Source organism: Angustibacter aerolatus (assembly GCF_054776675.1).
The window spans coordinates 1-15,776 of the sequence record NZ_BAAHBM010000045.1; the positions used below are offsets into that span (position 1 = coordinate 1).

Annotated in this window: 16 protein-coding genes and 2 tRNA genes; 13 read left to right on the forward strand and 5 right to left on the reverse strand. The window is 73.7% G+C overall.

Going from position 1 to position 15,776, the window contains the following annotated elements; genetic code table 11:
- The 6 genes from ACYVI6_RS11515 to cimA form a co-directional block, all read left to right on the forward strand.
- Nucleotides 1-451, forward strand: a 451-nt coding sequence (locus ACYVI6_RS11515; RefSeq protein WP_460446506.1) for a FadR/GntR family transcriptional regulator, incomplete at its 5' end; no start/stop codon positions are given.
- 50 nt (nt 452-501) lie between these two features.
- The gene (locus tag ACYVI6_RS11520; protein WP_460446535.1) at nt 502-1,815 is read left to right on the forward strand and encodes a glutamine synthetase family protein; all 1,314 of its coding nucleotides are present in this window, start codon (nt 502-504) and stop codon (nt 1,813-1,815) included.
- Between the two features lie 5 nt (nt 1,816-1,820).
- The gene (locus tag ACYVI6_RS11525) at nt 1,821-3,188 is read left to right on the forward strand and encodes an aldehyde dehydrogenase family protein (protein WP_460446536.1); all 1,368 of its coding nucleotides are present in this window, start codon (nt 1,821-1,823) and stop codon (nt 3,186-3,188) included.
- Nucleotides 3,189-3,199: 11 nt separating this feature from the next.
- Nucleotides 3,200-3,964 carry a 3-oxoacyl-ACP reductase gene (locus ACYVI6_RS11530; RefSeq protein WP_460446507.1) on the forward strand — a complete coding sequence of 255 codons (765 nt, stop codon included), beginning with the start codon at nt 3,200-3,202 and terminating at the stop codon, nt 3,962-3,964.
- A complete protein-coding gene (locus tag ACYVI6_RS11535; protein WP_460446508.1) occupies nt 3,961-4,710 on the forward strand; it encodes a gamma-glutamyl-gamma-aminobutyrate hydrolase family protein in 750 nt (249 codons plus the stop codon). Before ACYVI6_RS11530 ends, ACYVI6_RS11535 begins: the two co-directional genes overlap by 4 nt.
- Before the next feature lie 131 nt (nt 4,711-4,841).
- Complete coding sequence (gene cimA / locus ACYVI6_RS11540; protein ID WP_460446509.1) at nt 4,842-6,458, forward strand: citramalate synthase; 1,617 nt, start codon at nt 4,842-4,844, stop codon at nt 6,456-6,458.
- A gap of 89 nt (nt 6,459-6,547) precedes the next feature.
- Here cimA and aroQ read toward each other — a convergent pair whose 3' ends face one another.
- Together aroQ and ACYVI6_RS11550 are read right to left on the reverse strand one after the other, a co-directional pair.
- The gene (gene aroQ, locus ACYVI6_RS11545) at nt 6,548-6,976 is read right to left on the reverse strand and encodes a type II 3-dehydroquinate dehydratase (RefSeq protein WP_460446510.1); all 429 of its coding nucleotides are present in this window, start codon (nt 6,974-6,976) and stop codon (nt 6,548-6,550) included.
- 64 nt (nt 6,977-7,040) lie between these two features.
- Entirely contained in the window at nt 7,041-7,943 is a 903-nt protein-coding gene (locus ACYVI6_RS11550; protein ID WP_460446511.1) for a 3-methyladenine DNA glycosylase, read from the reverse strand.
- A 23-nt stretch (nt 7,944-7,966) separates the two neighbouring features.
- Here ACYVI6_RS11550 and ACYVI6_RS11555 point away from each other — a divergent pair, with 23 nt between their 5' ends.
- Complete coding sequence (locus ACYVI6_RS11555) at nt 7,967-8,743, forward strand: fumarylacetoacetate hydrolase family protein (RefSeq protein ID WP_460446512.1); 777 nt, start codon at nt 7,967-7,969, stop codon at nt 8,741-8,743.
- Here the strand turns inward: ACYVI6_RS11555 and ACYVI6_RS11560 are convergent.
- Both ACYVI6_RS11560 and ACYVI6_RS11565 read right to left on the reverse strand, forming a co-directional pair.
- Nucleotides 8,733-9,725, reverse strand: coding sequence for a hypothetical protein (locus ACYVI6_RS11560; protein WP_460446513.1), 993 nt, complete (start codon nt 9,723-9,725; stop codon nt 8,733-8,735). The two genes, ACYVI6_RS11555 and ACYVI6_RS11560, sit on opposite strands and share 11 nt — an antisense overlap.
- A gap of 60 nt (nt 9,726-9,785) precedes the next feature.
- Nucleotides 9,786-10,205, reverse strand: a complete 420-nt coding sequence (locus ACYVI6_RS11565) for an EVE domain-containing protein (RefSeq protein WP_460446514.1) — start codon at nt 10,203-10,205, stop codon at nt 9,786-9,788.
- Nucleotides 10,206-10,257: 52 nt separating this feature from the next.
- Between ACYVI6_RS11565 and gltX the strand changes: the two genes are divergently transcribed.
- The 4 genes from gltX to ACYVI6_RS11585 all read left to right on the forward strand — a co-directional run bounded on the left by gltX (nt 10,258) and on the right by ACYVI6_RS11585 (nt 12,749).
- Nucleotides 10,258-11,733, forward strand: a complete 1,476-nt coding sequence (gltX, locus tag ACYVI6_RS11570) for a glutamate--tRNA ligase (RefSeq protein WP_460446515.1) — start codon at nt 10,258-10,260, stop codon at nt 11,731-11,733.
- The gene (locus ACYVI6_RS11575) at nt 11,730-12,512 is read left to right on the forward strand and encodes an HAD family hydrolase (RefSeq protein ID WP_460446516.1); all 783 of its coding nucleotides are present in this window, start codon (nt 11,730-11,732) and stop codon (nt 12,510-12,512) included. The genes gltX and ACYVI6_RS11575 overlap by 4 nt, the downstream gene beginning before the upstream one ends.
- A gap of 49 nt (nt 12,513-12,561) precedes the next feature.
- A tRNA-Gln gene (locus ACYVI6_RS11580) sits at nt 12,562-12,633 on the forward strand.
- Between the two features lie 43 nt (nt 12,634-12,676).
- A tRNA-Glu gene (locus tag ACYVI6_RS11585) sits at nt 12,677-12,749 on the forward strand.
- A 59-nt stretch (nt 12,750-12,808) separates the two neighbouring features.
- Here the strand turns inward: ACYVI6_RS11585 and ACYVI6_RS11590 are convergent.
- On the reverse strand, nt 12,809-13,525 hold the full coding sequence (locus ACYVI6_RS11590) for an IclR family transcriptional regulator (RefSeq protein WP_460446517.1): 717 nt from the start codon (nt 13,523-13,525) through the stop codon (nt 12,809-12,811).
- 71 nt (nt 13,526-13,596) lie between these two features.
- Between ACYVI6_RS11590 and leuC the strand changes: the two genes are divergently transcribed.
- Both leuC and leuD read left to right on the forward strand, forming a co-directional pair.
- The gene (gene leuC, locus ACYVI6_RS11595) at nt 13,597-14,991 is read left to right on the forward strand and encodes a 3-isopropylmalate dehydratase large subunit (protein ID WP_460446518.1); all 1,395 of its coding nucleotides are present in this window, start codon (nt 13,597-13,599) and stop codon (nt 14,989-14,991) included.
- Between the two features lie 11 nt (nt 14,992-15,002).
- Complete coding sequence (leuD, locus tag ACYVI6_RS11600; RefSeq protein WP_460446519.1) at nt 15,003-15,596, forward strand: 3-isopropylmalate dehydratase small subunit; 594 nt, start codon at nt 15,003-15,005, stop codon at nt 15,594-15,596.
- The last annotated feature ends 180 nt before the right edge of the window (nt 15,597-15,776 follow it).

A 15,776-nucleotide genomic window follows, 5' to 3' on the forward strand; every position in this document is an offset into this window, starting at 1 on the left:
GCCGGCGCCGGGGTCGCAGCGCCTGCGCAGCGAGGGCGCCGAGCTGCGCGACGCGCTGGAGTTCCGCCGGGTGGTCGAGCCGGGTGCCGCCGCGCTGGCCGCGCGGCGCGACCTGTCGGCCGACCAGCGCGCCTGGCTGGTGGCCAGCCGGGTGGCGGTCGAGGGGGCGGACGACGTGGCCGAGCACCGGCAGGCCGACTCGCGGCTGCACCTGGCGATCGCGGCGCTGTCGGGCTCGGACCTGCTGGTCGCCTCGGTGACGCAGGTGCAGGCGATGGTGCACGAGATGCTCGTCGCGATCCCGGTGCTGGCACCGAACATCGCGCACAGCAACGCCCAGCACCGCGCCGTCGTCGACGCCGTGCTGGCCAGCGACGCGACCACGGCGCGATCGGCGATGGAGACCCACTGCGACGCCACCTCGGCGCTGCTGCGAGGGCTGCTCGGGTGAGCGGCGGAACGGGAGGTGCGGTCGTGCTCGACGTCGACCGGCTGCGCGAGATGATCAGCGAGGGCACGGTCGACACCGTCGTCGTCGCCTTCACCGACATGCAGGGACGCCTGCAGGGCAAGCGGATCCACGCGCCCTTCTTCGTCGACGAGGTGCTGCCGCACGGCACCGAGGGCTGCAACTACCTGCTGGCGGTCGACGTCGACATGAACACGGTCGGCGGCTACGCGATGAGCTCGTGGGAGACCGGCTACGGCGACATGGAGTTCGAGCTCGACCTCGCCACGCTGCGGCTGCTGCCGTGGTTGCCGGGCACCGCGATGGTGCAGTGCGACCTGGTGGCGGGCGACGGGCGCGCCGTCGAGCCGTCGCCGCGCCGGGTGCTCGGCCGCCAGGTGCAGCGCGCCGCCGAGCACGGGTGGGTCGCGCTGGCCGGCACCGAGCTGGAGTTCCTGGTGTTCGACGACACCTACGAGCAGGCGTGGGACGCCGGGTACGTCGGCCTGACGCCGGCCAACCGCTACAACGTGGACTACTCGGTGCTCGGCACCACCAAGGTCGAGCCGCTGCTGCGCGACATCCGGGGCGGCATGCACGGCGCGGGCCTGGTGGTCGAGTCGGCCAAGGGGGAGTGCAACCTCGGCCAGCACGAGATCGCCTTCCGGTTCGACGAGGTGACCCGCACCTGCGACAACCACAGCGTCTACAAGACCGGCGCCAAGGAGATCGCCGCCGCGCACGGGAAGTCGCTGAGCTTCATGGCGAAGTTCGACGAGCGCGAGGGCAACTCGTGCCACATCCACATGAGCCTGCGCGGCACCGACGGCGGCACGGTGTTCGACACCGGCGACGGGCCGACCCCGCTGTTCGACCACTTCGTCGCCGGCGTCCTCGCCACGCTGTCGGAGCTCACGCTGCTGTACGCGCCGAACGTCAACTCCTACAAGCGATTCGCCGAGGGCTCGTTCGCGCCGACGTCGGTGGCGTGGGGTCGCGACAACCGCACCTGCGCCCTGCGCGTGGTCGGGCACGGCGGCGGCCTCCGGCTCGAGAACCGGCTGCCCGGCGGCGACGTGAACCCGTACCTGGCGACGGCCGCGATGCTGGCGGGCGGCCTGCACGGCATCGAGCACGAGCTGCCGCTCGAGGAGCCGTGCACCGGCAACGCCTACACCTCCGGCAAGCCGCGGGTGCCCGGCACGCTGCAGGCCGCGCGCGACGCGTTCGCCGCGTCGGAGGTCGCCCGGGCGGCGTTCGGCGACGAGGTGGTGGCGCACTACCTGAACGCGGCTGACGTCGAGCTGGCGGCCTTCGGCGCGGCGGTGACCGACTGGGAGCGACGACGGGGGTTCGAGCGGCTGTGACCGACGTGTTCGAGGTGGTCGACCCGTCGACGGCGCGGGTGATCGCCGGCATCGAGCTGGCCGACGTGGCCACGACCGACGCGGCGATCGAGCGAGCCGCTGCGGCGCAACGTGTCTGGGCGGGTCTGGCGCCCGCCGACCGCGGCCGGCTGCTGCGCCGGTTCAGCGACGTGGTCGACGCGCACGTCGAGGAGCTCGCGCAGCTGGAGGTGCGCGGCGCGGGGCACACGATCGGCAACGCGCGCTGGGAGGCGGGCAACGTCCGCGACGTGCTGGCCTACTACGCCGCCGCTCCGGAGCGGCTGTTCGGCCGGCAGATCCCGGTGGCCGGCGGGCTCGACGTCACCTTCAAGGAGCCGCTCGGGGTCGTCGGCGTCATCGTGCCGTGGAACTTCCCGATGCCGATCGCGGGCTGGGGCCTCGCGCCCGCGCTGGCGGCCGGCAACGCGGTGGTGCTGAAGCCGGCCGAGCTGACGCCGCTCACCGCGATCCGGCTGGGTGAGCTGGCGCTCGAGGCCGGGCTGCCCGAGGGCGTGCTCACGGTGCTGCCCGGCCGCGGCGACGTCGTGGGCGAGCGGTTCGTCACGCACCCCTTGGTGCGCAAGGTGTGCTTCACCGGCTCGACGGCCGTCGGGCAGCGCATCATGCGCGGCGCCGCCGAGCAGGTGAAGCGGGTGACGCTCGAGCTGGGTGGCAAGAGCGCCAACGTGGTGTTCGCGGACGCCGACCTCGAGCGCGCGGCGGCGTCGGCGCCCGGGTCGGTGTTCGACAACGCCGGGCAGGACTGCTGCGCGCGCAGCCGGATCCTGGTGCAGCGCAGCGTGCACGACCGGTTCCTCGAGCTGCTCGAGCCCGCGGTGCAGGGCTTCGTGTGCGCCGACCCGGCCGACGAGGCCACCCAGATGGGGCCGCTGATCAGCGACCGGCAGCGCGAGCGGGTGCGGGGCTTCGTCGAGGACGCCGAGCAGCCGCCGGAGGTGCTCTTCCGCGGCAGCGCGCCGTCCGGCGAGGGCTGGTGGTACCCGCCCACCGTCGTCCGTCCGGCCTCGACGTCCGACCCGGTGTGGCGGGACGAGGTGTTCGGCCCGGTCGTCGCGGTGCTGCCGTTCGACGACGAGGCCGACGCCGTGCGGATGGCGAACGACACGGCGTACGGGCTGTCGGGATCGATCTGGACCCGTGACGTCGGACGGGCCCTCCGGGTGGCGCGCGGCGTCGAGGCGGGCAACCTGTCGGTGAACTCGCACTCGTCGGTGCGGTACGCGACGCCGTTCGGCGGCTTCAAGCAGTCCGGGCTCGGTCGCGAGCTCGGGCCGGACGCGCTCGACGCGTTCACCGAGGTGAAGAACGTCTTCATCTCCGACCAGGACTGAGGAGGACCCGGGTGTCGAGGTTGCAGGGGCGGGTCGCGGTGGTCACCGGCGGGTGCAGCGGCATCGGGCTGGCGACGGTGCGGCGGTTCGCCGCCGAGGGCGCGACGGTGGTCGTCGGCGACGTCGACGTCGACCGCGGGCCGGAGGTGGCCGACGAGGTCGGCGGCCGGTTCGTGGAGGTCGACGTGACCGACCCGGCGCAGGTCGACGAGCTGTTCGCCGTCGCGAAGCGCGAGCACGGCAGCGTCGACGTCGCGTTCAACAACGCCGGCATCTCGCCGCCCGACGACGACTCGATCCTGGAGACCGGGCTCGACGCCTGGCAGCGCGTGCAGCAGGTGAACCTGACCAGCGTCTACCTGTGCTGCAAGGCCGCGCTGCCGTACATGCTCGAGCAGGGCAAGGGGTCGATCATCAACACCGCGTCGTTCGTCGCGGTCATGGGCGCGGCCACCTCGCAGATCTCGTACACCGCGAGCAAGGGCGGCGTGCTGGCGATGTCGCGCGAGCTCGGCGTGCAGTTCGCCCGGCAGGGTGTGCGGGTGAACGCGCTGTGCCCCGGGCCGGTGAACACGCCGCTGCTGCAGGAGCTGTTCGCCAGCGACCCCGAGCGGGCGGCCCGCCGCATGGTGCACATCCCGCTCGGACGGTTCGCCGAGCCCGACGAGATCGCCGGCGCCGTCGCGTTCCTGGCCAGCGACGACAGCAGCTTCATCACCGCCTCGCAGTTCCTCGTGGACGGCGGCATCAGCGGCGCGTACGTCACGCCGCTGTGAGCGCCCCGCTGGTCGGCCTCACCTGCTACGCCGAGCCGGCGTCGTGGGGTGCCTGGCGCGACGTGCCGGCCGTGCTGGTGCCGGCCCGGTACGTCGCGCAGCTGCGCTGGGCGGGCGCGCAGGTGGTGCTGCTGCCACCCGAGCGCGGGCTCACCGCCGAGTCGGCCCGGTCGCTGCTCGCCCGGCTCGACGGGCTGGTGGTGGCGGGTGGGGTCGACGTCGACCCGGGGCACTACGGGGAGGCACCGCACCCCACGCTGCAGGCGCCGCGCCCGGACCGCGACGACGCCGAGCTGGCCCTGGTGCGGGCCGCCGTCGACGCCGACCTGCCGCTGCTCGGCATCTGCCGCGGCATGCAGGTGATGGCGGTCGCCGCCGGCGGGTCGCTCGAGCAGCACCTGGCCGACCGGCTCGGCGTCGAGGCCGCCGCCGTGCACTCGCCGGGCCGCGCGCGGTACGGCACCCACGACGTCCGGCTCGCCGAGGGGTCGCTGCTGGGCGAGGTGCTGGGGGAGCGGGTCTCGGTGCCGAGCTACCACCACCAGGCCGTGCGCGAGCACCCCGGCTACACCGCCGTCGGGTGGTCGGACGACGGGCTGCTCGAGGCGTTCGAGGCGCCGGGAGCCCGCTGGCGGGCCGGGGTGCAGTGGCACCCGGAGGTCGGCGACGACCCGCGGCTGTTCGACGCCTTCGTCTCGGCATGCGGCACGACCGTTCCACGGGGCGGACGGTCTGTGGCAGAGTGACGGCATGACCGCGCACGTCGTCATTCCGTAGGCGCGCCGCCGGGGCGATCCCCCGACGACGCGCCAGACCCTCCACGCCACCGGGGGGTCTTTTTTGTTGGGACGACGTGGGGTGCGAGAGGGAGACAGGCGTGACGAGCGTGACCGACGTGACCGATCTCGGCAGCGTGCAGGGTTTCCAGGTGTACGACACGACCCTGCGCGACGGCGCCCAGCAGGAGGGCCTGACGCTCTCGGTGGGCGACAAGCTGGCGATCGCCGGGCACCTCGACGACCTGGGCGTCGGCTTCATCGAGGGCGGCTGGCCGGGCGCCATCCCCAAGGACACCGAGTTCTTCGCCCGCGCCGCCCGCGACCTGCAGCTGCGCACCGCCCAGCTCGCGGCGTTCGGCGCGACCCGGCGCCCGGGTGTCGTGGCGGCCGACGACCCGCAGGTGCGCGCGCTGCTCGACTCGCAGGCGCCCGTGGTGACGCTCGTGGCCAAGAGCGCCGCCCGGCACGTCGAGACCGCGCTGCGCACGACGCTCGCCGAGAACCTCGCGATGGTGCGCGACACCGTGCGGTTGCTGACCGGTGAGGGTCGGCGGGTGATGCTCGACGCCGAGCACTTCTTCGACGGGTGGGCGAGCGACCGCGACTACGCGCTGGAGGTGGTGCGCGCCGCGGCCGAGGCCGGCGCCGAGACCATCGTGCTGTGCGACACCAACGGCGGGATGCTGCCGCCGCAGATCGCGGACGCCGTGCACGAGGTGCTGCACGGCACCGGCGCCAAGCTGGGCATCCACTGCCACAACGACACCGGCTGCGCGGTGGCCAACACCCTGGCCGCCGTCGACGCGGGCGCCACCCACGTGCAGGGCACGCTGAACGGGTACGGCGAGCGCACCGGCAACGCCGACCTGGTGACGGTCGTGGCGAACCTCGTCATCAAGCTCGGCCGCCCGGTGATCGACCCGGCGCGGCTGGCCGAGGCGACCCGCATCGCGCACGCCGTGAGCGAGGTGACGAACGTGGTCGCCTACTCGCGCCAGCCGTACGTCGGCGCCAGCGCGTTCGCGCACAAGGCCGGCCTGCACGCCAGCGCGATCAAGATCGACCCGGATCTGTACCAGCACACCGACCCGACCGGCGTGGGCAACGACATGCGCATGCTGGTGTCGGACATGGCCGGCCGGGCCTCGATCGAGCTGAAGGGCCGCGAGCTCGGCTACGACCTGGCCGGGCAGGGCGAGGTGCTCACCGAGCTGACCGACCGGGTGAAGCGCATGGAGGCCCGCGGCTACACCTTCGACGCCGCCGACGCCTCGTTCGAGCTGCTGCTGCGCGAGGTCGTCGACGGCCAGCGGGTGCGCCTGTTCGACGTCGAGAGCTGGCGGGTGCAGACCGACGCCCGCGGCGACGAGAAGGCGCTGTCGGAGGCGACCGTCAAGCTCGTGGCCGGCGGCCGCCGCGTGGTCGCCACCGGCGAGGGGAACGGCCCGGTGAACGCCCTCGACCACGCCCTGCGCGAGGCCCTGGTGTCGGCCTACCCCGAGATCACCCAGCTCGAGCTCATCGACTTCCGCGTGCGCATCCTCGACTCCGCCCACGGGTCGGACGCCATCACCCGCGTGCTCATCGAGACCGCCGACGGCACCACCTCCTGGGAGACCGTCGGCGTCGCGGCGAACATCGTCGAGGCCTCGTGGGAGGCGCTGGTCGACGGCGTCACCTACGGCCTGCTCCGCCAGGGCGTCACCCCCCGCTGACCCCTTTCCGCGCCTCAGCCCGGTTTGCGCACGTCAGCCCGCTCGCGGACGTGTCGCGAGCGGGCTGAGGTGCGCAAAGGGGCGGTCGGTCAGGCGCGCTCGGCCAGCCAGCGGATCGCCAGCGGGTACCCCTGGACGCCGAAGCCGGCCATGACCGCGGTCGCGACGGGGGAGACGTAGCTGTGCCGCCGGAACTCCTCCCGGGCGTGCACGTTGCTGATGTGCAGCTCGACCAGGGGCGCGGTGAGCGCGGCGCACGCGTCGCGCAGCGCCACGCTGGTGTGGGTCAGGCCGCCGGGGTTCAGCACCACCGGCGTGCCGGCGTCGGTCGCCTCGTGCACCCACCCGATGAGCTCGTGCTCGGCGTCGCTCTGCCGCACCTCGACCTCGGCCCCCACCGCCGCTCCCGCCTCGACGCACAGCGTCACCAGCTCGGCGTGGGTCGTGCGGCCGTACACCTCCGGCTCGCGGGTCCCGAGACGCCCGAGGTTCGGCCCGTTCAGCACGAGGATCTGCACGCCAGCACCCTAGCCGCGCCCCCGGCACGGGCTGTCGTCCCGACGCGCGGGCAGAACCCTGCGGTCACCGACCCTGCGGGGTCCCGGCGGGTGCTTCTGCCCGCGCGTCGGGACACCAGGCGGCCAGCAGGGCCAGCAGGTCGGCGCGCAGCGCCTGACCCCGGACGGCGAAGCCGCGCTGGGCGGCGGCGTACTCGGCGCGGCCGGCGGGGGTCTCGACGCGCACCGGCTCGTAGCCGAGGGCGGCCAGGTCGTAGGGGGAGGCGCGCATGTCGAGCTCGCGGACGTCGCGGGCCAGCTCGAAGCACTCGAGCACCAGCGACGACGGCACGAGCGGGCCGAGCTTGTAGGCCCACTTGTAGAGGTCCATCGTCGCGTGCAGGCAGCCGGGCTGCTCGAGCTCGACCTGCCGCTCGCGCGTCGGTTGCACCACATTGAGCGAGCGAGCCGGCTCGGTGAAGAAGCGGAACGCGTCGAAGTGGCTGCAGCGCACGGGGTGCTGCTCGACGACCTCGTCGGTGCCGGCGGGGCCGAGCCGCAGCGGCCAGTCCTCGTGCCGCTGCTCGCCAGGCTGCAGCCGGTAGACCATCGCCCACTCGTGCAGGCCGAAGCAGCCGAGCTGGGCGGGCCGCGACGCCGTCGCCGACAGCAACCGCTCGACGAACCGCAGCGTGTCGCCGCGCGCGGCGAGGAACGCCTGGACGTCCACCTCGACGCCGAGACCGTCCGGCGTCGGCACCTCGCGGTACCAGCGGCGCAGCGGCGCGCCGAGCAGCACGACGCCCGGCCCGGGGTGCCACTGGCGCAGCGCCCCGACCGAGTGCGAGTAGTAGGTGAACAGGAAGTCCTCGACGGGGTGCTTCTGGCCGCGGCCGGCCCGCTCGCGGCGTCCCGCGGTGAGGACGTCGACCCGTGCCTCGTGGGCGTCGCACAGCGGACGCCAGGCATCCTCCGGGAGCGCTCTCACCGCTCCAGACTAGGTTGAGCATCATGCGCATCGCGAGGTACACCACCGGTGACGAGCCCGCCTACGGCGTCGTGCGGGAGCACGAAGGCCGGCAGATGATCGCCCAGGTGCACGGCGACCCCATGTACCGCAGCCTCGAGCCGACCGGCGTGGTCGTGGCGCTCGACGACGTGCGACTGCTGGCACCGGTGATCCCGCGCAGCAAGGTGATCGGCATCGGCAAGAACTACGCCGACCACGCCGCCGAGATGGGCGGCGAGGCGCCGAAGGAGCCCCTGGTCTTCCTCAAGCCCAACACCGCGGTGGTCGGCCCGGGCGACCCCGTGACGCTGCCGGCGATCAGCAACGAGGTGCACTACGAGGGCGAGCTGGCCGTCGTCATCGGCCGCATCTGCAAGGACGTGCCGAAGGAGCGGGTGCGCGAGGTGGTCTACGGCTACACCGTCGCCAACGACGTGACCCTGCGCGACCTGCAGCGCAGCGACGGCCAGTGGGCGCGCGCCAAGGGCTTCGACGGCTCGTGCCCGCTCGGCCCCTGGATCGAGACCGAGCTCGACCCCAGCGACCTCGCCGTCATCACGCGCCTCGACGGCGAGGTCGTCCAGAGCGGCCGGACGTCGCAGATGATCCACGACGTGCCGACCCTGGTGAGCTACGTGTCGCAGGCGTTCACGCTGCTGCCCGGCGACGTGATCATCACCGGCACCCCGGCCGGCGTCGGCGAGGTGCACGACGGGTCGCGGGTCGACGTCGAGGTCGAGGGCATCGGCATGCTGACCAGCACGTTCGTCAGCGCCTGACGCGCAGCCGGGTGATCGAGTAGCTCGCGGTCTCCGGCGAGGCGACGCCGAAGCGGGCGTTCACCGCGTAGAGCCCGCCGCGGGCGAAGGTCGCGGTCGAGGGGACGTCGAGCCGCGGGTCGGTAAGGCGCGTCTGGTAGCGCGCGCTCCAGACGCCACGGCGGTGCTGCAGCCGAAGCTGCGCCACCGAGGCGTCGTCGGTGCCGCGCACCACGAACAGCGTGCGGCCGGCCCGCTCGAGCCCGTCGCCGCCCACGATCGCCGGGCCGCCGGTGACCGCGATGCGGCGGGCGCCGCCGGTGCGCAGGCTGACGTCCCACAGGCCGCCGGCGGTGCTGTGGTCGAGCACCACGTGCCCCTTGGACAGCCACTCGATCCCGTTGGCCCGGTTGCCCTCGGCGACGCTCGGCCAGGCGCCGCGCAGCGGCAGGTACCGCAGCGCGCTGGTGGTCGGGCGACCGCCACGGCCCAGCGGCACCGCCGTCAGCCGGTCGACCCCGGAGTCGGTCACCCACACCGCGCCCCGGGTCACCAGCAGGTCGTTGAGGAACACCCCGCCGGGGACGACGCGGTCGGCCACGACGCGGCCGTCTCGCGTGCGCACCGCCCAGACGTGCGCGACCGCGCCGACGTTGCCGACCGCCCAGAGCAGGCCGCTGCGCCGGTCGACCGCGAGGCCGCGCACCTGACGGCCGGTGGCGCCCGGCAGCAGCACCGTCGACCCGCCGCGGCGCAGGTCGCCGGTGACGATGCGCCCGTCGGCGAGCGACCCGACGTAGTAGCGGGTGCCGACCGAGGTGATGCCCTCGGGGCGCAGCCCGTCCGGCAGCGGCACGGCCGAGCGGGGAGCGCCGCGGCCGCCGTGGTGCCCGCCGGCCAGGGCGGGGGAGGCGCCGCCCACCAGCAGCAGGGCTGCGGCGAGGGCGGCGAACAGGGAGCGTGACCGGGTGCCGCGTCGTCGCGGCGGCGTCGTGGGAGCCATGGGCCACTGTGCACAGCCGCACCCCCGACGCGCCAGGGACGGCGCGCTCCGGAGCACGCGTCAGGGCAGCAGCGGGCGCAGCCTGGCCAGCTGCCCGACCGACACGAACGACGGGTTCGCCCCCACCGGCAGGCGCTGCACCTCCAGGTCGTCGACGCCGGCCGCGAGCAGGTCGGCGGCCGGCACCGGCTCGGCGAACAGCGGCACGTCCACGCGGACGGCGGGCTGCCGGCCGGGCGGCAGGTCGTCGACCTCGGGTGCCCTGACCACCTGCCCCAGCCCCCAGAGCCCGCGCGGCACCCGGCGTCCGTCGCCCGACACCCACACCAGCACGGGGTCGCCGGCCGCGATCAGCCGCGACCGGTAGCCGCGCACCACGCACCAGTCGTCGACGAGCCGCCCGCCGGGGACGCCGTCCCACCCGGCCGGGGCGCGCTTCAGCAGCCACGCACCGAGGTCGCTCCTGGTCACCGTCGGCACCCCGTCGTCCTACCACGTGGCGTCCGCGGCGGCCCGATAGCCTGGCGGCACCATGAGCGAAGCACTCGGCCCCGTCCGGCTGCGCGTCGCGCCGTCACCCACCGGTGACCCGCACGTCGGCACGGCCTACATGTCCCTGTTCAACCTCGCGTTCGTCCGGCAGCAGGGCGGGCAGTTCGTGCTGCGCGTCGAGGACACCGACCGCGCGCGCTACCGTGACGACTCCGAGCAGCAGCTGTACGACACGCTCTCGTGGCTCGGCCTGCACTGGGACGAGGGCCCCGACAAGGGCGGCCCGTTCGCGCCGTACCGCCAGTCGGAGCGGCTGGAGACCTACCGGCCGTACGTCGAGCAGCTGCTCGAGGCGGGGCACGCCTACCGCTGCTGGTGCTCGACCGAGCGGCTGCAGGAGATGCGCGAGCGGCAGCAGGCGCTGAAGCAGCCCACCGGCTACGACCGTCGCTGCCTCGGCCTCACCCGCGACGAGCGGGCCGAGCTGCCCGGCTTCACCGAGACCCCCGTGGTGCGGATGCTGATCCCGGAGGACCCGCCGCTGACGTTCACCGACGTCATCCGCGGCGAGGTCAACGCGCCCCGGCCCGACGACCAGGTGATCCTCAAGGCCGACGGGTTCCCGACGTACCACCTGGCCGTCGTCGTCGACGACCACCTCATGGGCATCACCCACGTGGTGCGCGGTGAGGAGTGGATCAGCTCCACCCCGAAGCACGTGCTGCTGTACACCTGGCTCGGCCTGCCGATGCCGCAGTTCGCGCACATGCCGTTGCTGCGCAACGCCAACAAGTCGAAGATCAGCAAGCGCAAGAACCCGGCCGCGCGGCTCACCTGGTTCCAGGAGCAGGGCTACCTGCCCGAGGCGCTGCGCAACTTCCTGGCGCTGCTCGGGTACTCGATGCCCGAGGGCCAGGAGGTGTTCTCGTTCGACGAGATGGTCGAGCACTTCGACTGGCAGCGGGTGAACACGGTCGGGCCGGTGTTCGACCTCGACAAGCTCGACTGGCTGAACGGCCACTACATCCGCTCGATCGACGAGGGCGACCTCGCGGGGCGGCTCGTCCAGCGGTTGCAGCTCGACGGCGCGCTCGGCGACGAGCCCACCCAGCAGCAGCGTGACGTCGTGCTGGCCGCGACGCCGCTCGTGCAGACCCGCATGGTCAAGCTCGACGAGACCACCGGCATGCTCGGCTTCCTGCTCGTCGGCGACGACGGGCTCGTGGTCGAGGACGACGCGATCGGCTCGCTGCGCGACGATGCCGGGACGGTGCTCGACGCCGCCACCGCGGCCCTGCAGCAGCTGCCCGAGTGGACGACGTCCGCCATCGAGGCCGCGCTGCGGGCCGCGCTGGTCGAGGGCCTCGGCGTGAAGCCGAAGCTCGCCTTCGGGCCGCTGCGCGTGGCGGTCACCGGGCGTCGCGTGTCGCCGCCGCTCTTCGAGTCGATGGAGATCCTGGGGCGGGAGTCGTCGCTGCGGCGGCTGCAGGCGCTGCGGCAGCGGGTGATCGCGTGAGGCCCGGTGTCGACGGCGTGCTGCTCGACATCGACGACACGCTGGTCGACACCAACGGCAGCTTCCGCTCGGGCATGGCGGCGATCGTCGCCCGCTACCTGCCGCACCTCGGGGAGTCGGGCGCCGACCGGGCGCTCGCGCACTGGCACGCCGACGCGGACGGCGTGTACCGCCGGTTCGTGACCGGTGAGCTGGACTTCCTGCAGCAGCGCCGGCTGCGGGCGCAGGCCATGCACCGCGATCTGGGCGGGCCCGAGCTCGACGACGCCGGTTTCGCCGACTGGAACGACACCTACGACGAGGTGTTCCGGGCCGCCTGGCAGCCGCTCGACGACGCCGTCGCGCTGCTCGCCGCCCTGGAGGCGGAGGGGGTGCCCTTCGGGGCGGTGACGAACCACTCGACGGGCTACCAGACCGACAAGCTCGAGCGCACCGGGCTGTCGGCCCTGAAGCTGCTCGTCGGCACCGACACGCTCGGCGTCGGCAAGCCCGAGCCGCGGGTGTTCCGGCACGCCTGCGAGCTGATCGGCACCGAGCCGTCCCGCACCGTGTACGTCGGCAACGACCTGACCGTCGACGCCGAGGGTGCGCTGGCCGCCGGGCTGCAGGCCGTCTGGCTCGACCGCGGCATCGACCACCGGGGGGTGGGCGAGGCCGCCGGCCGGGCACCCGCCGACGGCGTCGTCCGGGTCACCGACCTGGCCGGCGTCCTGGCCTGGCTGCAGCTGCCGGGTGCTCCCGAGGGGGCGGATTCGCGCGTCGGGCCCGTGGCCCGGTAGCATCTCCGGGCGGGTCCTGACCGGCGAGCAGCCGGCCCGGGTACCCCCTTGGGGTATGGTGTAATTGGCAGCACGACTGATTCTGGTTCAGTTAGTCTAGGTTCGAGTCCTGGTACCCCAGCGGTCACGGCGTCGGAGCGATCCGGTACCGTCGTCCACAGCACGGCCCCGTTGTGTAGTGGCCTAGCACGCCGCCCTCTCAAGGCGGTAGCGCGGGTTCGAATCCCGTCGGGGCTACGCGAGCAGAGAGGCCCCCACCCGGTCGGGTGGGGGCCTCTTCGCTGTCCGGACGCCGCTCACGTCGTGCGGCGCAGCACCTCGCTGAGCTTGTTGGCCCCGGTGACGATCGAGGGGGCGTGCAGCCGGCCGGGCTGGCGCGACAGGCGCTCGATGGGGCCGGAGATCGACACCGCGGCCACGACGCGACCGCTCGGGCCGCGCACCGGTGCCGACACCGACGCCACGCCCGCCTCGCGCTCGCCGACGCTCTGCGCCCAGCCCCGGCGCCGCACGCCCGACAGCGCGGTGGCGTTGAACTTGGCGCCGACCAGGCCGCGGTGCAGGCGGTCGGGCTCCTCCCAGGCCAGCAGCACCTGGGCGGCCGACCCGGCCGACATCGACAGCGTGCTGCCGACGGGGATGGAGTCGCGCAGGCCGACCGGCCGCTCGGCGGCGGCGACGCAGATCCGCTGCTCGCCCTGGCGGCGGAAGAGCTGCGCGCTCTCGCCGGTGTGGTCGCGCAGCGCCGTCAGCACCGGGCCCGCGGCGGCCAGCAGCCGGTCCTCGCCCGCGGCGGCGGCGAGCTCGGCCATCCTGGGGCCCAGCACGAAGCGGCCCTGCATGTCGCGGGTGACGAGCCGGTGGTGCTCGAGGGCGACGGCGAGCCGGTGCGCCGTGGGTCGGGCGAGGCCGGTGGCCGCCACGAGCTGTGCGAGGGTCGAGGGGCCTGCCTCGAGGGCGCCGAGGACGGTCGCGGCCTTGTCCAGGACGCCGACTCCGCTACTGTTGTCCATGACTCGATACTGCCGTCTCAGGGTCTGAGATGCAAGCAGATCGACCGTGACAGCGAGCGAAGGGCAGTGCGATGGGCAGGACGCTGGCAGAGAAGGTGTGGGACGCGCACGTCGTGCGTCGGGCGGAGGGCGAGCCGGACCTGCTCTACATCGACCTCCACCTGCTGCACGAGGTGACCAGCCCGCAGGCCTTCGACGGCCTGCGCCTCGCCGGCCGGCCGGTGCACCGCACCGACCTCACGATCGCCACCGAGGACCACAACGTCCCCACCGCGCCCGGCCCCATCCTCGACCCGGTGTCGCTGACCCAGGTCGAGACGCTGCGCCGCAACTGCGCCGAGTTCGGCGTCCGGCTGCACCCCATGGGCGACGCCGAGCAGGGCATCGTGCACGTGATCGGTCCGCAGCTCGGCCTGACCCAGCCCGGCATGACGATCGTCTGCGGCGACTCGCACACCTCGACGCACGGCGCGTTCGGTGCGCTCGCGCTCGGCATCGGCACCAGCGAGGTCGAGCACGTGCTGGCCACGCAGACCCTGCCGCTGAAGCCGTTCAGGACCATGGCGATCACCGTCGAGGGCGACCTCGCCGACGGCGTCACCGCCAAGGACCTCATCCTCGCCGTCATCGCCCGCATCGGCACCGGCGGCGGGCAGGGCTACGTGCTCGAGTACCGCGGCCGCGCCGTCGAGGCGATGTCGATGGAGGCGCGCATGACGGTGTGCAACATGTCGATCGAGGCCGGGGCGCGCGCCGGCCTGATCGCGCCGGACGACACCACCTTCGAGTACGTGCAGGGCCGCCCGCACGCCCCACAGGGCGCCGACTGGGACGCCGCGGTGGCCGACTGGCGCGAGCTGCGCACCGACGACGACGCGACGTTCGACGCGGAGGTCGTGATCGACGGCGCCGCGCTGACGCCGTTCGTCACCTGGGGCACGAACCCCGGCCAGGGCCTGCCGCTGAGCGGGTCGGTGCCGGTGCCCGAGACCATCGCCGACGAGGGCGAGCGGCAGTCCGCCGAACGCGCCCTGGAGTACATGGGGCTCGAGCCCGGCACGCCGCTGCGCCAGGTCGCGGTCGACACCGTGTTCCTCGGCAGCTGCACCAACGGCCGCATCGAGGACCTGCGCGCCGCGGCCCAGGTGCTGCAGGGGCGCAAGGTCAAGGACGGCGTCCGCATGCTCGTGGTGCCGGGCTCGGCGCGGGTGCGCCTGCAGGCCGAGGCCGAGGGGCTCGACGAGGTGTTCCGCGCGGCCGGGGCCGACTGGCGGCTCGCGGGCTGCTCGATGTGCCTGGGCATGAACCCCGACCAGCTGGCACCGGGGGAGCGCAGCGCCTCGACGTCGAACCGCAACTTCGAGGGGCGGCAGGGCAAGGGTGGCCGCACGCACCTGGTCTCGCCGCTCGTCGCCGCCGCCACGGCCGTGCGCGGCACCCTGTCGTCGCCCGCCGACCTGGACTGAGGAGAGCCGAGATGGACGCCTTCACCACCCACACCGGCGTCGGTGTGCCGTTGCGCCGCAGCAACGTCGACACCGACCAGATCATCCCGGCGGTCTACCTCAAGCGGGTGACCCGCAGCGGGTTCGAGGACGGCCTCTTCGCGGCCTGGCGCGGCGACGAGACGTTCGTCCTCAACCAGCCGGCGTTCGGTGCCGGCAGCGTGCTGGTCGCCGGCCCCGACTTCGGCACCGGCTCCTCGCGCGAGCACGCCGTGTGGGCGTTGCTGGACTATGGCTTCCGGGTCGTCATCAGCTCGCGGTTCGCCGACATCTTCCGCGGCAACTCCGGCAAGGGCGGGCTGCTCACCGCGCAGGTCGACCAGCAGGACGTCGAGCTGCTCTGGAAGCTGCTCGAGAACGCCCCCGGCACCGAGGTGACCGTCGACCTCGAGGCCCGCACGGTGACCGCCGGCGAGCTGGTCTGCCCCTTCCAGGTCGACGACTACACGCGCTGGCGCCTGCTGAACGGCCTGGACGACGTGTCGCTGACCCTGCAGCACGTCGACGCCATCACGGAGTTCGAGCAGCACCGTCCGGCCTGGAAGCCGACCACCGTCCCGCGGTGACCGAGGCCGGCCGTCACCGGCCCGACCCGTTGTGCCGCAACGGGATCCAGCCGGCCGGTCGGTGCAGAGCCGCCGAGCTGCCGGCGGCGTGACCGGCGGCGAGGGCCGCCGGAGGAGGTGCGCGAGCCGGGCGATCCGGTTGCGACACACCGAGAACCGTGACGCGTCCTGTTGGACGTG